General features: G+C 67.1%; 12 protein-coding genes. 11 read left to right on the top strand and 1 reads right to left on the bottom strand.

Annotated features, from left to right (window positions below):
- Positions 1-927: alpha/beta hydrolase (locus Q0741_RS28020; RefSeq protein ID WP_298236480.1), on the top strand; the 927-nt coding region annotated here is incomplete at its 5' end.
- A gap of 35 nt (positions 928-962) precedes the next feature.
- Here the strand turns inward: Q0741_RS28020 and Q0741_RS28015 are convergent.
- Positions 963-2162, bottom strand: a complete 1200-nt coding sequence (locus Q0741_RS28015; protein ID WP_298236479.1) for a nitrate/nitrite transporter — start codon at positions 2160-2162, stop codon at positions 963-965.
- Positions 2163-2291: 129 nt separating this feature from the next.
- On the opposite strand from Q0741_RS28015, the gene Q0741_RS28010 reads away from it, so the two are divergent.
- The 10 genes from Q0741_RS28010 to Q0741_RS27965 all read left to right on the top strand — a co-directional run bounded on the left by Q0741_RS28010 (position 2292) and on the right by Q0741_RS27965 (position 17466).
- Positions 2292-3254 carry a bifunctional riboflavin kinase/FAD synthetase gene (locus Q0741_RS28010; protein WP_298236478.1) on the top strand — a complete coding sequence of 321 codons (963 nt, stop codon included), beginning with the start codon at positions 2292-2294 and terminating at the stop codon, positions 3252-3254.
- 40 nt (positions 3255-3294) lie between these two features.
- Positions 3295-4404, top strand: a complete 1110-nt coding sequence (locus Q0741_RS28005) for a J domain-containing protein (RefSeq protein WP_298236477.1) — start codon at positions 3295-3297, stop codon at positions 4402-4404.
- A gap of 273 nt (positions 4405-4677) precedes the next feature.
- Positions 4678-7530 carry an isoleucine--tRNA ligase gene (gene ileS / locus Q0741_RS28000; protein WP_298236476.1) on the top strand — a complete coding sequence of 951 codons (2853 nt, stop codon included), beginning with the start codon at positions 4678-4680 and terminating at the stop codon, positions 7528-7530.
- Between the two features lie 92 nt (positions 7531-7622).
- Positions 7623-8087 carry a signal peptidase II gene (lspA, locus tag Q0741_RS27995; RefSeq protein WP_298236483.1) on the top strand — a complete coding sequence of 155 codons (465 nt, stop codon included), beginning with the start codon at positions 7623-7625 and terminating at the stop codon, positions 8085-8087.
- 261 nt (positions 8088-8348) lie between these two features.
- Positions 8349-9149 (top strand): ABC transporter permease, encoded by an 801-nt coding sequence (locus Q0741_RS27990; protein ID WP_298236475.1) that lies wholly within the window; start codon positions 8349-8351, stop codon positions 9147-9149.
- A 7-nt stretch (positions 9150-9156) separates the two neighbouring features.
- The gene (locus tag Q0741_RS27985; RefSeq protein WP_298236474.1) at positions 9157-9831 is read left to right on the top strand and encodes an ABC transporter ATP-binding protein; all 675 of its coding nucleotides are present in this window, start codon (positions 9157-9159) and stop codon (positions 9829-9831) included.
- Positions 9828-10937: a capsular biosynthesis protein gene (locus Q0741_RS27980; protein ID WP_298236473.1), complete on the top strand. Its 1110-nt coding sequence runs from the start codon at positions 9828-9830 to the stop codon at positions 10935-10937. The genes Q0741_RS27985 and Q0741_RS27980 overlap by 4 nt, the downstream gene beginning before the upstream one ends.
- Positions 10938-10940: 3 nt before the next feature.
- Positions 10941-12719, top strand: a complete 1779-nt coding sequence (locus Q0741_RS27975; RefSeq protein ID WP_298236472.1) for a polysaccharide biosynthesis/export family protein — start codon at positions 10941-10943, stop codon at positions 12717-12719.
- A 14-nt stretch (positions 12720-12733) separates the two neighbouring features.
- Complete coding sequence (locus Q0741_RS27970) at positions 12734-13831, top strand: right-handed parallel beta-helix repeat-containing protein (RefSeq protein WP_298236471.1); 1098 nt, start codon at positions 12734-12736, stop codon at positions 13829-13831.
- 8 nt (positions 13832-13839) lie between these two features.
- Entirely contained in the window at positions 13840-17466 is a 3627-nt protein-coding gene (locus Q0741_RS27965) for a hypothetical protein (RefSeq protein ID WP_298236470.1), read from the top strand.
- The last annotated feature ends 188 nt before the right edge of the window (positions 17467-17654 follow it).

Genomic DNA, 17654 nt, shown 5'->3' with positions numbered 1-17654 from the left:
CACGCGCGGCGGCTGCTGGCGGCGCTGGCACTGGCCGCGCTGCCGTGGGGCCCGGCGACCGCCGACCAGGCGCCGCGCTTCACCGAGCTGCTGGCGCACCCGGCCCTCGGCCAGGTGCTGCTGCGGCCGGCCCTGTTGCCGCCCGCGCGCTACCGGGTGCTGCTGGTGCCGGGCTCGGGCTGCCATTCGCTCGCCCCCTCGGCCGACCGGCTGGCGGCCGGGCTGCTGCATGCCGAGGTGCTGCTGCTGCAGAAACCCCATCTCCCACCCGCGCCGGACCCGGGCCTGCCCGAGTCGCCCTGCCCCGTGGCTTTCGTGCAGGCCGACCGCCTGAGCGCGTGGCTGGAACGGGCGCGCCAACTCGCCACGCAGGCGCTGCAACGGCGCCCCGAGCCGCTGCCACTGGTGCTGATGGGCCTTTCGGAAGGCGCCGAGCTGCTGCCCGGGCTGGCGGCGGCATTGCCGCCAGTGAAGCTGCTGGTGATGGTGGGCCATGCCGGCCTGGACCCGGCCGTGGCCGGCCGGCTGCAGGCCGAGCGCCTGGACGCCGGCGCCGCCTGGGGCGCGCTGATGGCCGCGGCCGAGGTGCCCGACACGCCGGATGCGGTGCTGCATGGCCGGCACTGGCGCTATTGGCGAGACCTGCGCCACTGGCCGCTGCGCCAGCCGCTGCTGGCCGATCCGCGACCGCTGCTGCACGCCTGGGGCGGGCGCGACGCGCTCATGCCGGCGCGGGCCTATGCCGAGTTCGCCGACGCGGCCCGGCATCGCGCCGGCGGTTACTGCGCCCTCACCTTCCCGGACGCCGACCACGAGCTGCGCGCGCCCGGGCGCGACCATCTGCAAAGTGTGTGGACTTGGCTGGAGCGGCTGGCGCGGGCGGGCTGGCAGTGGCCGGAGGAGTGTTTCCAAGCGCCGCCGCAGTAGGCCGCGGCCGGCTCACGAAGCCGTGCCGGTCGCCGTCAACTGCCGGCCCTCACCAGCGGCCGCAGCAACACCAGCCCCACCACCGGCCCCAACCCCAGCCACGGCAGCAGTTGCTCCAGCGGGAAGCTCTGCGCCAGCCGCACGAACAGCTCGATGCTCAGCACCGAGATGGAAAAGCCGATGCAGTTCACCAGCGTCAGCACGCTGCCCACGGCCTCGCGCGGGGCGTTCATGGCGGTGAGCGCGGAGAACTGCGGCGAGTCCGGCGAGACGGTGAAGCCCCAGGCCAGCAGCCACAGCATGAACACCGCATCGCCCGCGTGCAGCGCCCAGGGCGCCAGGAAGCAGCACGCGCCACTGCCCGCGATGAAGAAGCCCGCCACCCGCGCGCTGCCAAAGCGCCGCACCACCAGCCCGCCCAGCACCGAACCCAGCGCGCCCAGCGCGATCACCGCGAAGGAACGCCACGACTGCGCCGCCCCCGCCCAGCGCGCGCCCACGATGGCCGGCACCAGCACCCAGAAGGTGTAGAGCTCCCACATGTGGCCGAAGTAGCCGCCGGCCGAGGCGCGCACCTTCACGTCACGCCAGATGCAGGACAGGCCGGTGAAATGCAGCCCGGCGGGCTTGCGTACCCCCGGACCATCGGGCACCAGCGTGTACAGCAGAAGTCCACCCCCGGCCGCCAGCGCGGCCACGCAAAGCATGACCTGCTGCCACGGCCAGTGCGTGCCCAGCGCGCGCAGCGCGTGTGGCGCGGCGGTGCCCAGCATCAGCGCGCCCACCATCAGGCCCAGCGCGTTGCCCAGGCCGCGCGTCCACCAGCTGGCCGCGATCTTCATGCCCACCGGGTAGATGCCGGCCAGGCAGAAGCCGGTCAGGCCCCGCAGCACCAGCAGCCCCGTCCACGACGGCGGCAGCACCGCGGCCAGTACCGTGCAGGCCGCGCCAGCCAGCGCGCACAACAGGAACACCAGCCGCGCCGACCAGCGGTCGGCGATGGCCAGCAGCGCGAACACCAGCGTGCCGGCGATGAAGCCCAGTTGCACCACGGAGGTCAGGCTGCCCACCGCCGAGGCCGGCAGGTCCAGCTCGCGCTGCAGCTCCGGCATCACCGCGTTGACGGCGAACCACAGCGAGGTGCCGGCGAACTGCGACACGGTGATCACGGGCAGGATGCGGCGCGGCACGGGCGCGTCCAGGACAAGCGGGGTCGAAGCGGGAGTCGAGGCCATGGCGCGGCAGCTTATGCGGGAAATGCATGAGCACCGCGTACCGGGCGCCGTACCGCGATCCGGGCGCGGCGCGGCACCATGGCCCTGCCGGTGCGGGAGCGGGTTTGCCTGGACCGCGATAATCGGCCCATGCGCGTCTTCCGCGGTTTCAACCATCCCGGCATTGCGAGCGCCTGTGCGCTCACCATCGGCAACTTCGACGGCGTCCATCGCGGCCACCAGGCGATGCTGGCGCTGCTCACCAACGAGGCCCGCCATCGCGGGCTGCCCAGCTGCGTGCTCACCTTCGAGCCCCACCCGCGCGACTTCTTCGCCAAGCGCACGGGGCAGCCGCAGCTCGCGCCGGCGCGCATCGCCAACCTGCGCGACAAGCTCACCGAGCTGGAGCGCTGCGGCATCGACCAAACGGTGGTGCTGCGCTTCGACCAGCGCTTCGCCGCGCTGTCGCCGCAGGCCTTCGTGGACGAGGTGCTGGTGCAGGGCCTGCGCGCGCGCTACGTGCTCGTGGGCGACGACTTCTGCTATGGCGCGCGCCGCGCCGGCGACTACGCCACGCTCGACGCCGCGGGCGACGTTGCCGGCTTCGACGTGGCGCGCATGCTCAGCTACGAGGTGCACGGGCTGCGCGTGTCCAGCTCGGCCGTGCGCGAGGCGCTGGCGCAGGGCAACCTGGAGCAAGCCGCCGTGCTGCTGGGCCGTCCCTACAGCGTCAGCGGCCACGTGATGCACGGGCGCAAGCTCGGCCGCGACCTGGGCTTCAGGACGCTCAACCTGCGCTTCGACCATCCCAAGCCGGCCGTCATGGGCATCTTCGTGGTGCGGGTCCATGGCCTGACCGAGCGGCCCCTGCCCGGCGTGGCCAGCCTGGGCGTGCGCCCCACGGTGGAGGACGCCGGGCGCGTGCTGCTGGAAACGCACTGCCTGGAGTGGCCGCTGGCGCTGGACGCCGGCTACGGCCGCTGCATCCGGGTGGAGCTGCTGCACAAGCTGCACGACGAGCGCCGCTACCCCTCGCTGGAGGCGCTGCGCGAGGCCATCGCGCAGGACGAGGCCGACGCGCGGGCCTGGCTCGCGGCGCACCCCTCCGTCTGAGCCTGCGCTCCTTTCAACACGAATACCCCGGAGGCGATCCGTGTCCGCTGCCCGTGCCCTGCAGATGTCCCCCAACCAAGCCGGCGCGGCACTGTCGCCGCAGCAGAAGCGCTTCAACAGCCTGATCCGCCAGATCGAGCAGGCCCGGCAGACCCTGGCGGCCTGGCCCGCCGCCGTCGCCGCGTACCGGCAATCGCATGCGCAGCTGCTGCAGCCGCTGCTGGAATCGCGCGATGCCGCGCAGCGGGCCTGGGCTTTCGCGCTGGAAGACCTGCTGGAACAGCGCGGCTGGACCAAGACCGAGCGCGAGACGCTGGCCGAGCTGCTGTGCGAGGCCGCCGGCGGACTGCTCGACATGGGTGTGGAGGACGCGGAGCTCAAGGCGCTGTTCGACCGCTACGCCGAGGTGGACTTCGATACCGAGCAGCAGGAGTCGATGCGCGCCATGAAGGACATGGCCGAGCTGATGACGGGCCTGGACCTGGGCCAGGACGACGACATCCGCAGCCAGGAAGACCTGTTCGAACGCGTGCGCCAGGGCTTCCAGCAGCAGGCCGCCGCGCAGCAGGCCGCCGAGGACGTCGAACCGGTCCGCCCCGCGCGCCGCCAGAGCGCCGCGCAGCGCAAGCGCGAGGCCGAGGCGCAGCAGGCCACGCAATCGGTGCGCGAGATCTACCGCAAGCTCGCCAGCGCGCTGCACCCGGACCGCGAGACCGACCCCGCCCAGCGCGAGGCCAAGACCGCGTTGATGCAGAAGGTGAACCAGGCCCACGAGGCCGGCGACCTGCTCACGCTGCTGGAGCTGCAACTGCAGATCGAGCAGATCGACGCCGACCACGCCGCCCGGGCCGACCCGCAGCGCCTGAAGCACTACAACAAGGTGCTGGCCGAGCAGCTCGAAGAGCTCAAGGACGAACTGCTGCATGCCGAGGCGGCGTTCGGCATGGAGTTCGGGCTGATGCCCGGCGCGGTGAGCCATCCGCGGCAGCTGGGCCCGTTGCTGGAGCGGCAGCTGCGGGAGCTGCGCGCGGACCTGGCGCAGGCGGCGCTCGACGCCCGCATGCTGGAGGACAAGGCCGTCACCAAGCGCTGGCTCAAGGCCGAGCGCCGGCGCCTGCGCAGCGGGCCCATGGGCTTCGACTTCTTCTGAAGCGCGGCGACCGCGCGCCGGGCGGGGCGGTAAAGCCGCCCCTTAAAATCAGGGGATGCCCTCTTGCCTCTTCCTGACGCCGCTGCGCCGCTGGCATGCCTGCACCCGGCGCCAGGCCACGCGCGATCGAATTCAAAGCTCGGCCGCTTGACGCGCGCCGGGCGGCTGCGCCGAAGGAGCCGCCCGCCCCGCACCGTCCCCCTCCCCGACCGAGCCGCGGCGGCACTGCCGCCGCCCCAACCTCCTAGCGCCGGCCGCGACGGCGCCACCGCCATGAACGACTCCACCGCTGCTGCCACCGACTACCGCGCCACCCTCAACCTGCCCGACACCAAGTTCCCCATGCGCGGCGACCTGCCCAAGCGCGAGCCGGGCTGGGTCAAGGAATGGGAAAGCCAGGGCATCTACAAGCGGCTGCGCGAGGCGCGCTGCGGCGCCCCGCGCTTCGTGCTGCACGACGGCCCGCCCTACGCCAACGGCAAGCTGCACATCGGGCATGCGGTCAACAAGATCCTCAAGGACATGATCGTCAAGTCGAAGCAGCTCGCCGGCTTCGACGCGCTGTACGTGCCGGGCTGGGACTGCCACGGCCTGCCCATCGAGAACCAGATCGAGAAGACCCACGGCCGCGGCCTGCCGCGCGACGAGGTGCAGGCCAAGAGCCGTGCCTACGCCGGCGAGCAGATCGCGCAGCAGATGGCCGACTTCAAGCGCCTGGGCGTCATCGGCGACTGGGAGCACCCCTACCGCACCATGGACCGCGGCAACGAGGCCGGCGAGATCCGCGTGCTGGGCAAACTCATGGAGCGCGGCTACGTCTACCGCGGCCTGAAGCCCGTGTACTGGTGCTTCGACTGCGGCAGCTCGCTGGCCGAGTTCGAGATCGAGTACGCCGACAAGACCTCGCCCACCATCGACGTGGCCTTCAAGGCCGCCGACCCGGCCCGGCTCGCCGCCGCCTTCGGCCTGAGCGATCCCGACCTGCCCGCGCTGGAGCAGGACGCCTTCATCGTCATCTGGACCACCACGCCCTGGACGATTCCCGCCAACCAGGCGCTGAACCTCAACCCCGAGCTGCCCTACGCGCTGGTGCGCACGCCGCGCGGGCTGCTGGTCCTGGCCGAGGCGCTGGTGGAGAAGTGCCTGGCGCGCTACGGCCTGGAAGGCGAAGTCGCCGCCACCACCGCCGGCAAAAACCTGGCGGGCCTGCAGTTCCACCATCCCTTCGCGGACGTGGACCCGGGCTACGCGCGGCTGTCGCCCGTGATCCTGGCCGACTACGCCACCGCCGAGGACGGCACCGGCATCGTGCACTCCGCGCCGGCCTACGGCGTGGACGACTTCAACTCCTGCCTCGCGCACGGGATGAAGTCCACCGACATCCTCAACCCCGTACAGGGCAACGGCGTGTACGCCGCGGAGCTGCCGCTGTTCGGCGGCCAGTTCATCTGGAAGGCCAACCCGAACATCGTCCAGGCGCTGCAGGACGCCGGCCGCCTGCTGGCCACCTCGCAGCTGCCGCACAGCTACCCGCACTGCTGGCGCCACAAGACGCCGGTGATCTACCGCGCCGCGGCGCAGTGGTTCGTTCGCATGGACGAGGGCGATGGCGTGTGCACGGTCAACAAGGCGCCGGGCACGCTGCGCCAGACGGCGCTGGCGGCCATCGACGCCACCAGCTTCTACCCCGAGAACGGCCGCGCGCGGCTGCGCGACATGATCGCCAACCGCCCCGACTGGTGCATCAGCCGCCAGCGCAGCTGGGGCGTGCCGCTGCCCTTCTTCCTGCACAAGGTCACGGGCGAGCTGCACCCGCGCACGCTGGAGTTCGTGGAGCGCGCGGCGCAGCTCGTTGAGCAAGGCAACATCGAGGCCTGGAGCAAGCTCGACCCGGCCGAGTGGCTGGGCGCGGAAGCCGAGGAGTACGCCAAGAGCACCGACATCCTGGACGTGTGGTTCGACTCGGGCTCGACCTTCTTCCACGTGCTGCGCGGCAGCCACGCCGGCCAGTGCCACGGCAGCGGCCCGGAGGCCGACCTGTACCTGGAAGGCCACGACCAGCACCGCGGCTGGTTCCACAGCTCGCTGCTGATCGCCTGCGCGCTGGAGGGCCGCGCGCCCTACAAGGGGCTGCTCACGCACGGCTTCGCCACCGACGGCCAGGGCCGCAAGATGTCCAAGAGCCTGGGCAACATCGTCGAGCCGCAGTCGGTGAGCAACAAGCTCGGCGCCGAGATCATCCGGCTGTGGTGCGCCTCCACCGACTACTCGGGCGACCTCAACATCGACGACAAGATCCTCGCGCGCGTGGTCGATGCCTACCGCCGCATCCGCAACACGCTGCGCTTCCTGCTGGCCAACGTCTCGGACTTCGACGCCAAGGCCGACGCCGTGCCGCTGGAGGAACTGCTGGAGGTGGACCGTTACGCCCTCTCCCGCGCCTCGCAGCTGCAAAGCGAAATCCTGGCGCACTACGACCGCTACGAGTTCCACCCGGTGGTGTCCAAGCTGCAGGTCTACTGCTCGGAGGACCTGGGCGCGTTCTACCTGGACGTGCTCAAGGACCGGCTCTACACCACCGCGCCCAAGTCGCACGCGCGGCGCAGCGCGCAGACCGCGCTGTGGCACATCACGCAGGCCATGCTGCGCTGGATGGCGCCGTTCCTCAGCTTCACGGCCGAGGAGGCCTGGAAGGTCTTCGACGGTGGCCAGACCATCTTCACCGAAACCTACTGGCCCTTCACCCAGGCCAACGAGGCGCTGCTGGCGCGCTGGGAGCGCGTGCACGAGATCCGCGACGCGGTGAACAAGGCCATCGAGGCGGTGCGCAGCGCCGGCGGCGTGGGTTCTTCACTGCAGGCCAACGTCCGGCTCACGGTGAATGAAGAGGACCACGGGCTGCTCGCCTCGCTGGGCGACGATCTGAAGTTCGTGCTGATCGTCTCGGTGGTGGAGCTGGCGCGCGGCGAGGAGCTGGCCATCGAGGTCACGCCGTCGGGCGACACCAAGTGCGAGCGCTGCTGGCACTGGCGCGCGGACGTGGGTGCCGACGCGGCGCACCCGACGCTGTGCGGCCGCTGCGTGAGCAACCTCTTCGGCGCGGGCGAGCCGCGCACGGTGGCCTGAGCATGGCGGGCGGCAAGGCAAGCGTGAAGCCGGTCAAGCCCGTCAAGCAGCCCGCGGCGGCGGGCGCCGGCGCCTCCGCCAGGGCGCCCTCGCTGCTGCTGTGGCTGGGACTGGCGCTGCTAGTGATCGTGCTGGACCAGTTCAGCAAGACGCTGATCCTGGGCTGGTTCCAGTACGGCGAGGGGCGCGAGATCACGAGTTTCTTCAACCTCGTGCGCGCGCACAACACGGGCGCGGCCTTCTCGTTCCTGGCCAACGCCGGCGGCTGGCAGCGCTGGTTCTTCACCGCCCTGGGCGTGGTGGCCTCGGCCTTCATCGTGTGGATGCTCAAGAAGCACCCGGCGCAGAAGCTCTTCTGCTTCGCCATCAGCATGATCCTGGGCGGCGCGGTGGGCAACGTCATCGACCGGCTGCTGCACGGCTACGTGGTGGACATGCTGGACTTCCACCTCGGCGGGCGCCACTTCCCCGCCTTCAATCTGGCCGACAGCGCCATCACGCTGGGCGCGATCTGCCTGATCGTGGACGAATTGAGAAGGGTGCGCTCGAACCCTTAGGTTCGTGGCGGCGTGGGACATGCCGCCTGCACGCCAGGCGCCGCCCACGCAATTACCACCGCCGGCCAATCTTTAGGCCGATATTCGTGATCTATTCACGATTCAGCGCCGCCAGGCACGGAGCATTCTGGTTGCTTCGGTCAACGTGATCCGCTTCACGGGAACACCTGGGGCCCGCTGATAAGATCGTAGTTTCCCTAATCAATTACCTGCCTCCTGCATCAGACACGTCATGTGAGGAGCTGGAGTATTCCCACGTCCATGTCTGCATTGAGCCGAGGCAAGCGTTCGCCGCTGGAAATCCAGCGTGCCGTGCTGTTCGCGCTGTTCGTGCGGGAGCTCAAAACCCGTTTCGAAGGCAGTTGGACAGGCTTCGTGTGGGTGCTGCTGGAGCCCCTGGGCTACGTGCTGGTCATGAGCCTGCTCCTGGGGTCGTTGCACCACACATTCTCTCCAAGCATCGCGTACCCAGTGTTCCTGGTCACGGGCATGTTGCCCTTTTTCCTGTTCCGCAATCTGGCCTTCCGGTTGATGGATGCCGTCGACGCCAACCTCGGGTTGTTCGTATACCGCCAGGTCAAGCCCATGGACGCGATCGTGTCCCGGGCAATGCTGGAAGTGGTGCTGCTGAGCGTCGTCTATGCGCTGACACTGCTGGTGCTGATGGCGCTGGGCTACGACGTGCTGCCGGCCCGGCCGCTGGAGCTCATGGGCGTGAGCGCGCTGCTGGTGCTGCTGGGCTTTTCGATGGGCCTGTTCTTCGCCGTGGCCACCCACGGCGTGCCGCGCGTGCGTGCCTTCATCCGCGTCTGCCGCGCACCGCTGTATTTCCTCTCGGGGGTGATATTCGCGGTGCACGCGCTGCCCGAGGAGTTGCGCAAGTGGCTGCTGTGGAATCCGGTGCTGCACCTGCTGGAGCTTACGCGCGGCTGCTTCTTCCCGACCTACCCGGTGCTGCCAGAGGTCAATACAGGCTACGTGACCGCCTTCACATTGATCTTCCTGGTATTGGGACTGTGCCTGTACCGGGTGCGGCGGCAACAACTGATCACCCTGGCCTGAGCCTTCAATGCTTGAGCTGCGCCACCTCACCAAGTCGTACCGCACCGCCCATGGGCGGCGCTACGTGTTTCGTGACCTCAACTTCCACTTTCCCGATGGTGTCAACATCGGACTCATCGGACGCAACGGCGCGGGCAAATCCACGCTGATGCGGCTGCTCGGCGGCATCGACACGCCCGACAGCGGCAGCGTGCACACCGACGCCCGCATCTCGTGGCCCGTGGGGCTCGCCGGCGGTTTCCAAGGCTCGCTCAGCGCGCGCGACAACGTGCGCTTCGTCTGCCACGTCCACGGCGCACAGGGCGAGGCATTGCGGCGCAGGGTGAGGTTCGTGGAGAAGTTTGCTGATATCGGCGAGTACTTCGACCTGCCGCTCAAATCCTATTCCTCGGGCATGCGCTCGCGCGTAGCGTTTGGCCTGAGCATGGCATTCAACTTTGATTACTACCTCATCGATGAAGTCATGGCCGTGGGCGACGCGGAATTCCGGGTCAAGTGCAAAGCCATGTTCAGGCACCGCCTGCGAAAGTCCAACATGATCCTCGTCTCCCACAACATGAATGACATCAAGGAGTACTGCGACGTCGTGGTGCTTCTCGAACGCGGCACGGCCACGCTTTACGAAGACGTGCGCGCCGGTATTTCCGCCTACCAAGGCAAAGCCAACGTGGAGGCCTCATGAGGCTTATCCACTGGATGAACGACCGGCGGCTGCGGCTGACGCTGCTGGTGCTGCCGCTGGTGCTGGCGCTGGCGTACCTCGTCGGATTGGCCGCAAACCGCTACGTGAGCGAGGCGACCGTGGTGGTGCGCCAGGCCAACCAGTCCTCCGGCACCGTTCCAGGCGCCGCGCTGCTGCTGGCCGGGGTCACGCCGAGCTCGCGCGAGGACACGCTGTACCTGCGCCAGTACATCCAGTCGCTGGACCTGCTCAAGCTGCTCGACGAGAAGCTGCACGTGCGCGAACACTTCGCCACGCAGGCCGGGCGCGACCCCCTGTACCGCCTCTACGGATTCTTTTCGCAGGAACGTTTCCTCGATTACTACCGCAACCGTGTCGAGCTGTTGATGGACGACAACTCGGGCGTGCTCACGGTGAGGGTGCAAGGCTTCGATCCGGAGTTCGCGCAAAAGCTCAACTTCGCGATCCTGGAGCAGAGCGAGCGCTTCATCAACGCGATGTCGCAGAACATGGCGCGCGAGCAGATGAACTTCGCCCAGACCGAGCTCGACCGCGCCAGCGAGCGGCTGCAAGCGGCCAGGCGCAACCTGCTGGCCTTCCAGAACAAGTACAAGCAACTCGACCCGCTGGCCCAGGCGCAGGCCACGGGCACGCTGGCGGCGGAACTGCAGGCACAGCTGAGCATGAAGGAAGCCGAGCTCAAGCAGGCGCAGACCTTCCTCAACGAGGATTCCTATCAAATCAAGGCCTTGCGCGGCCAGATCGGGGCACTGCGCAGCCAGGCCGAACTGGAGCAGCGCCGCGCCACCAACGGTCCGGCCAACGGCCAGCAGCTCAACGCCCAGGCCGCGCGCTTCCAGGAACTCAAGTTCGAGTCCGGCTTCGCCGAGGACGCCTACAAGGTGGCGCTGACGTCGATGGAGAACGCGCGCATCGAGGCCAGCCGCAAGATCAAGGTCGTGTCCGTGATTGCCGCGCCCTCGAAGCCCGAGATCGCCGAGTACCCGCGACGCATTTACAACCTTCTCACGCTGGCTGCGCTGTGCGTGCTGCTGTACGGCGTGGCCCGCCTCGTGGTGGCCACCATCCGCGACCACCAGGACTGAGCCATGAAGCATCGATCCTTTCTCCTGCGCTCGGTGGCCCCGGCGCTGGCGCTGGCGCTGGGCCTGCCCGCCCATGCGCAGACCGCGACGCAGCGCCAAGACCCGGCCACCCCAAGCAGCCTGTTCAGCACGGGCGCCGTGCGCGGCGCCACCGAGCTGGCACCGCTGCGCGGCACGAGCGCCGCCACCGCGGCACCCGGCACCGCTGCGCCCGCAACCGGGCTGGCCGTGCAGGCCGCACCAGGAGCGCCGGCCGCGACGGTGTCCGCGCCGTTGCCGCCCAATCCCGCCACCGCCGCGCAGCCGGTGGTGTTTGGCTCGCAGATCTTCAGCGGCCGTTTCGCCGCCGAAGGCTTCAGCGGCTTCAACAGCGACTACCAGCTCGCCGTGGGCGACCGCGTGAACGTGCGACTGTGGGGCGCGTTCACGTTCGACGGCGTGCAGCCGGTGGATGCGCAAGGCAACATCTTTGTGCCCAACGTGGGCGCGGTGAAGGTCGCGGGAGTGCGCAATGGCGACCTCAATGCGCAGGTGGAGGCACAGGTCAAGCGCGTGTTTCGGGCCAACGTCGGCGTGTACGCCACCCTGGAGGCGGCGCAGCCGGTGAAGGTGTACGTCACGGGCTTCGTGCGCGCGCCAGGACTCTACGGCGGCTTGTCGTCGGACTCGGTGCTGAGCTACCTCGACCGCGCCGGCGGCATCGATCCCGATCGCGGCAGCTACCTCAGCGTGCAGGTGCTGCGCGCCGGCCGGCCGCGTGCCCAGTTCAATCTCTACGATTTCCTGCTCAACGGGCACATCGCGCCGCTGCAGTTGCAGCAGGGCGACACCGTGGTGGTGGGCCCGCGCCGGCACAGCGTGCAAGTCGGCGGCGAAGCTTTCAATCCCTACGTGTTCGAGTTTGACACCCCGGCCCTGCCCGCCTCGCAACTGCTGGCCATGGCGCGCCCCACGCCCAATGCCACGCATCTGAGCATCGTGCGCAAGATCGGCACCGAACGGCGCAGCGAGTACTTCCCGCTGTCCGCCGCCGACCAGGTGCAGCTGCAAGACGGCGACGAGGTGACCTTCACCGCGGACAAGTACCCCGGCACCATCCTCGTGCGCGTGGAAGGCGCCAACCTGGGCGAGCGCACGCTGGTGCTGCCCTACGGCTCGCGGCTCAAGGACGCCATGGCGCGGTTGCAACCCGCTCCGCAGGCCAACCTGGCGGCGCTGCAGCTCTACCGCAAGTCCGTGGCGGTGCGGCAGAAGGAGATGCTCGACACGTCGCTGCGCAGCCTGGAAACCTATGCGCTCACCGCGCGCTCGGCCACCAGCGAGGAGGCCGCGCTGCGCACCCGCGAAGCCGAACTGCTGCTGCAGTTCATCGAGCGCGCGAAGAACGTGCAGCCCAAGGGACAGGTCGTGCTCGCCAACGCCGCGACCGCGCAAGCGACGCTGCTGGAGGACGGCGACGTGCTGCGCCTGCCCGAGCAAAGCAACCTGGTGCTGGTCAGCGGCGAGGTGCTGTTTCCCAATGCGCTGGTGCACGACCCGCGCGCCGCCGCCGAGGACTACGTGAACCGCGTCGGCGGCTACACCCAGAACGCCGACGCCTCCAAGCTCGTCGTGCTGCACCAGGACGGCAGCGTGGGCGACGCCACGCGCGAATCGCTGCAACCCGGCGACGAGATCATGGTGCTGCCGCGCATCGACACCAAGAAAGTCGAGATCACGCGCGGCATCACGCAGATCATTTACCAGATTGCCGTGGCGGCGAAGGTCGTGTTCGGCTTATGAGCCCCGTCCCTCGCTTGGCAGGCGCCGCGCGCCGCGCCATGCGGGCGGCACTGGCCGGGCTGGCGCTGCTGGGCACGCAGCAAGTCATGGCCGGCAACGAAGCCGCCTGCACGCTGCCCAAGCGCCTGTCCGGAGATATCACGCTCGATGCGTCGTGCACCTACCGGCAGCAGTTCATGCTGACCGCCAGCGGCACCACGCTGGACTGCCAGGGCGCGACCATCGACGGCGAAAACCGGCTCAACGTCGGCATCACGATCAACTCCGAGGGCCGGCCGTTGAGCCAGGTCACGGTGCGCAACTGCGTGATCCGCAACTTCACCGGCAATGCCGTGCGCATCGCCTGGTCCGGCGAGGACATCGACAAGCCCACGGATCCGGCCGAACGGCGCCGGCGCACGCCCCGCCAAGTGCGGCTGAGCAACCTGAAAGTCTTCAACACAGGGCGAGTTGGGGTCTATTTCGACGATTTCGTCAGCGGCTCCATCCTTGAGAATTCCGTCATTGAGGACTCGGGCGGCGTCGGGCTGTACCTGGAATTCGACAGCCAAAACAACGTGATCAGCCAGAACGAGTTCCGACACAACGGCCACTTGTTGAACCGGGAAGCACTGGCCGTGGACTCCTCGTCCCGGAACACGATCGTGGACAACACCTTCATGGACAACCGCCTGGGTGGCATCTTTCTGTACAAGAACTGCGGTGAGCATGTCTCGTCCGGGCGCTCCGTGAAGCGCACGCAGCACAGCGACGACAACGTCATCGCCAGGAACCGCTTCATCCGTGAAAACGTCGGTGTCTGGATCGCTTCCCGCCAGAGCCGCAACCTGCAAAGAATTGATTGTTCCGACCGCTCGATGGACGGACGGGGTCAGTATTTCGAGGATTTTGCCAACCACAATACCGTGGAACGAAACCTGTTCTGCGCCGCCCGGGTCGGCATCCGGATTGAAGGCGACAACAACCAGGTCCGGGAAAATCAATTCGACAATAAAACCCGCCAACGGGTCGAGATTCCGCGCACCAAGCGCGGCGAACTGCTCGGCCGCCCTCCGATGGGCAACCAATACGATGCCGGCCGTGACGGCGACAATCTTTGTTCAAAATATTAAATATCGCCATGAGCAAGCTTACCAAGCTGATGAAGAATCCCGTCCTGTTCTTCAAGGACGCGGCCCTTAATCGGCAGCGCCGCCACCTGGCGACGCTCGGCAGGGTTTCGGACGTGGCGACCGAAGGCCGCACGGACCGGATTCCGACCTACATGTTCGGCTTCAACAGCTGGAAGCATTTCCTGACTTCCTGGTTCCCCGAGCGCGAGATGTATTTCCTGCCGATCGCGCTCAAGGCCGACACTTTCGAAAAGAAATGGAAGCCGCGCATCCTCAAGGACGCGCGTTCCGAGATGTTCATCTGGGGTTTCAAGGTCGAGCCCTTCGTGACCCGCTTTGCCGAGCAGCATGGCATCAAGCGCTATTTCATGGAGGATGGCTTCATCCGTTCCATCGCGCTGGGCGCGGCGCACACGCCGCCGTTCTCGCTGACGCTCGACAGCCGCACGCCTTATTTCGATTCCAACAAGGCGTCGGATCTGGAGGTGCTGCTCAACACCTATGATTTCGATGCGGACCCGCAACTCCTGGAACGCGCCAGGACGCTGATGCGCATGCTGGTCGAAACGGGCCTGAGCAAGTACAACCACGCCAAGCCCATCGATATCGAGCGGGTCTATGGCCCGAAAACGGCCAAGCGTATCCTGGTGGTGGGACAGGTGGAAACCGACGCCTCCATCATCCATGGCTGCGCGCGGCCCTACACCAACAATGATGCGGTCATGATCGCCGCGCTCGAGAACCCGGGCGCGCAAATCATCTATAAACCGCATCCCGATGTGCTGAACAAGCACCGGGAAATGGTTTCCAATCCGGCCGACGTGAGCCACCTGTGCCAGGTGCTGACGCAGGATATTCCGCTGGCACAGGCTTTCGAAACCGTGGACCACGTCTACACCATCACCTCGCAGGCGGGTTTCGAAGCCCTGATGCGCGGTATTCATGTGACGACGCTGGGCTGCCCCTTCTATGCCGGGTGGGGCCTCACCGACGACCGGCAGGCCAACGAACGGCGTACGCGCAAGCTCAGCGTGGAACAGGTGTTCGCGGCGGCCTACCTGCTGTATCCCAAGTATTTCGACCCGGTCTACAAGACGCCAATCTCGGCCGAGCAGGCCGTTGATCGTCTCAACGGTTTGAAGCAACTGTCCGCGCCGGCCGGTGGCCGGTCGCTGTCGCCTCAAAAACCCGGCGCGCCGTCCACCGGCTCGTTCCTGGAAAATACCTTGGCGACCTCCGGCCCAGTGCCGACTTATGTCATCGGGTTCGGCGCCTGGAAGCAGTTCATCAGCTCCTGGTTTCCCGAGCGCACCTTCTTTTTTCTCCCGCCCGAGCTCACGGCCGAAGAATTCAACAAGAAGTGGAAAACCCGCATCCTCAAGGATCCGCGCTCCGAGATCCTGGTGTATGGCTGTGAGCTGAAGGACTTCATCGCGCGTTTCGCAGATGCCAGCGGCATCAAGCGCTATTTCATGGCGGACGGCTTCATCCGCTCCATCGCGCTCGACCCCAGCAAAGCTCCACCGCTGTCGCTGGTACTCGACGCACAGGCACCCCATATCGATGCGGCCCGGCCTTCGGCTCTGGAAACCCTGATGGCGACCTACGATTTCGACGCCGATTCCGCTCTCATGGAGCAGGCCGACCGGGTCATGCATGTATTCCTGGACAGCGGGTTGAGCAAATTCAACCATGCGGCACCGGCAGCAGACCTGGAAACCGTTTACGGACCGAAGACGACCAAGCGCGTGCTGGTGCTGGGGCAAGATGAGAATGCCCCTTCCGTCAAGTACGGCAGCATCCGAAGCTATACCAACAACGATTTGGTGATCATGGCCGCCCTGGAGAACCCGGGGGCACAGATCATTTTCAAGCCGCACCCGGCGGTGCTGGACAAGAAACTCAAGACCAGGAGTTCGGACCTGCGCAAGGTGCAGCATCTGTGCACGGTTCTGACGCAAGACCTGCCGCTGGCCCAGGCCCTGGAAACGGTGGACCACGTCTACACCAACACTTCGCAGGCGGGTTTCGAGGCGCTGTTGCGTGGCATTCACGTCACCACGCTGGGCTGCCCCTTCTATGCCGGCTGGGGGTTGACGGATGACCGGCAGGAAATCCCTCGGCGCACGCGCAAACTGACGGTGCAACAGCTCTTTGCGGCGGCGTATCTGCTTTACCCCAAGTATTTCGATCCGGTCTACAAGAAACAGATCAGCATCGAGCAGGCCATCCCCCGCCTGCTGGACATGAAGCGCATCGAGGTGGTGCCTGAGCCGGCTCAAGCCCCAGCCGTGGTCGCTGCCGACGTCGCCGCAGCACCCGGGCGCATCCCGACCTTCATGTTCGGCTTCAACCAGTGGAAGCAATTCCTGACCTCGTGGTTCCCTGATCGGGAAATGCACTTCCTGCCCATCGCGCTCAAGCGCGAGGATTTCGAGAAGAAGTGGAAACCCCAGATTCTGCAAAGCCCGGGGGCGGAATTCTTCGTCTGGGGCTTCAAGGTGCCGGAATTCGTCACGAGTTTCGCCCGCGAGCGCGGCATCAAGCGCTATTTCATGGAGGATGGTTTCATCCGCTCCATCGCGCTGGGCGCGGCTCACACGCCGCCTTTCTCGCTGTCGCTGGACAGCCAGACGCCGTACTTCGATGCCCGGCAGCCCTCTGACCTGGAGGATCTGCTCAACAGCCATGACTTCGAAGCCGACCCAGCCTTGATGGAGCGTGCCCGGAAATTGCAGGACATCCTGCTCAACACCGGTCTGAGCAAGTACAACCACGCCCAGCCGGTGGATATCGAGGCCATTTATGGGCCCAAGACACGCAAGCGGGTGCTGGTGGTGGGCCAGGTCGAAGGCGACGCGTCGATCCAATTCGGCAGTGCGCGCCCCTACACCAACAACGATGCCGTGATGATCGCCGCGCTGGAGAATCCGGACGCCCAGATCATTTACAAGCCGCACCCGGACGTGCTCAACAAGCACCGGGAAATGGTGTCGAATCCCGACGACGTACGGCATTTGTGCATGGTGCTGGAACAGGACGTGCCGCTGGCTCAGGCTTTCGAGACGGTGGACCACGTCTACACCATCACCTCGCAGGCGGGTTTCGAGGCGCTGCTGCGCGGTATTCACGTCACGACGCTGGGCTGCCCCTTCTATGCCGGCTGGGGCCTGACCGACGACCGTCAACCCAATCCCCGGCGCCAGCGCAAGCTTACGGTTCAGCAGGTTCTGGCCGCCGCCTACCTGCTGTATCCGAAGTATTTCGATCCGCTTTACAAGCTGCCCATTACCTCCGAGCAGGCCGTGGAGCGGCTGCTGGCGCTCAAGCGCATGGCCAAGCCGGCCCCGACGCCCGAGGCGGCGGTGGAGGACGCCACCGTGGTATCCGAGGCCCAGGCCGAACCCACGGGCGACGAAATGGGGGTGCCAGCCGCCGAGGCTGCGACGCAACTGCTGGAACCGGCGCTGCGCGAGGAATTGAGCTCGCTGCGGCTGGAACTGGCCAACCTGCGTTTCCAGCTCAGCCAGCAAGCGCTCAACAGCGAGGTGCCCCAGCTTCGCGAGAATCTCAGGCAGCTCAGCCATGACATCGGCCAGCTCCGCAAGAGTGTGCGGGAGCCGGAATTGGCGTGAAGCCTGAACCTCGATTCGACAAGCAGTCGCCAAAAGCGTGAAAAATTCCCTTGGCTGTTTTGCGATATCACGACAAAGCCCTTATTGCCGTGCGGCACAGGGCTCGCTCGACCGAACTCACCGATAACTGCCAACAACTCCCGCGCTCCTGAAATCATTTCCAGGCCGCTCTTCCCTGCACTTGTCAT

The organism is uncultured Azohydromonas sp., from assembly GCF_937926365.1.
GTDB lineage: Bacteria > Pseudomonadota > Gammaproteobacteria > Burkholderiales > Burkholderiaceae_C > Azohydromonas.
Note: the sequence above shows the minus strand (reverse complement) of the source record. Positions and strands in the feature narration are given on the sequence as shown.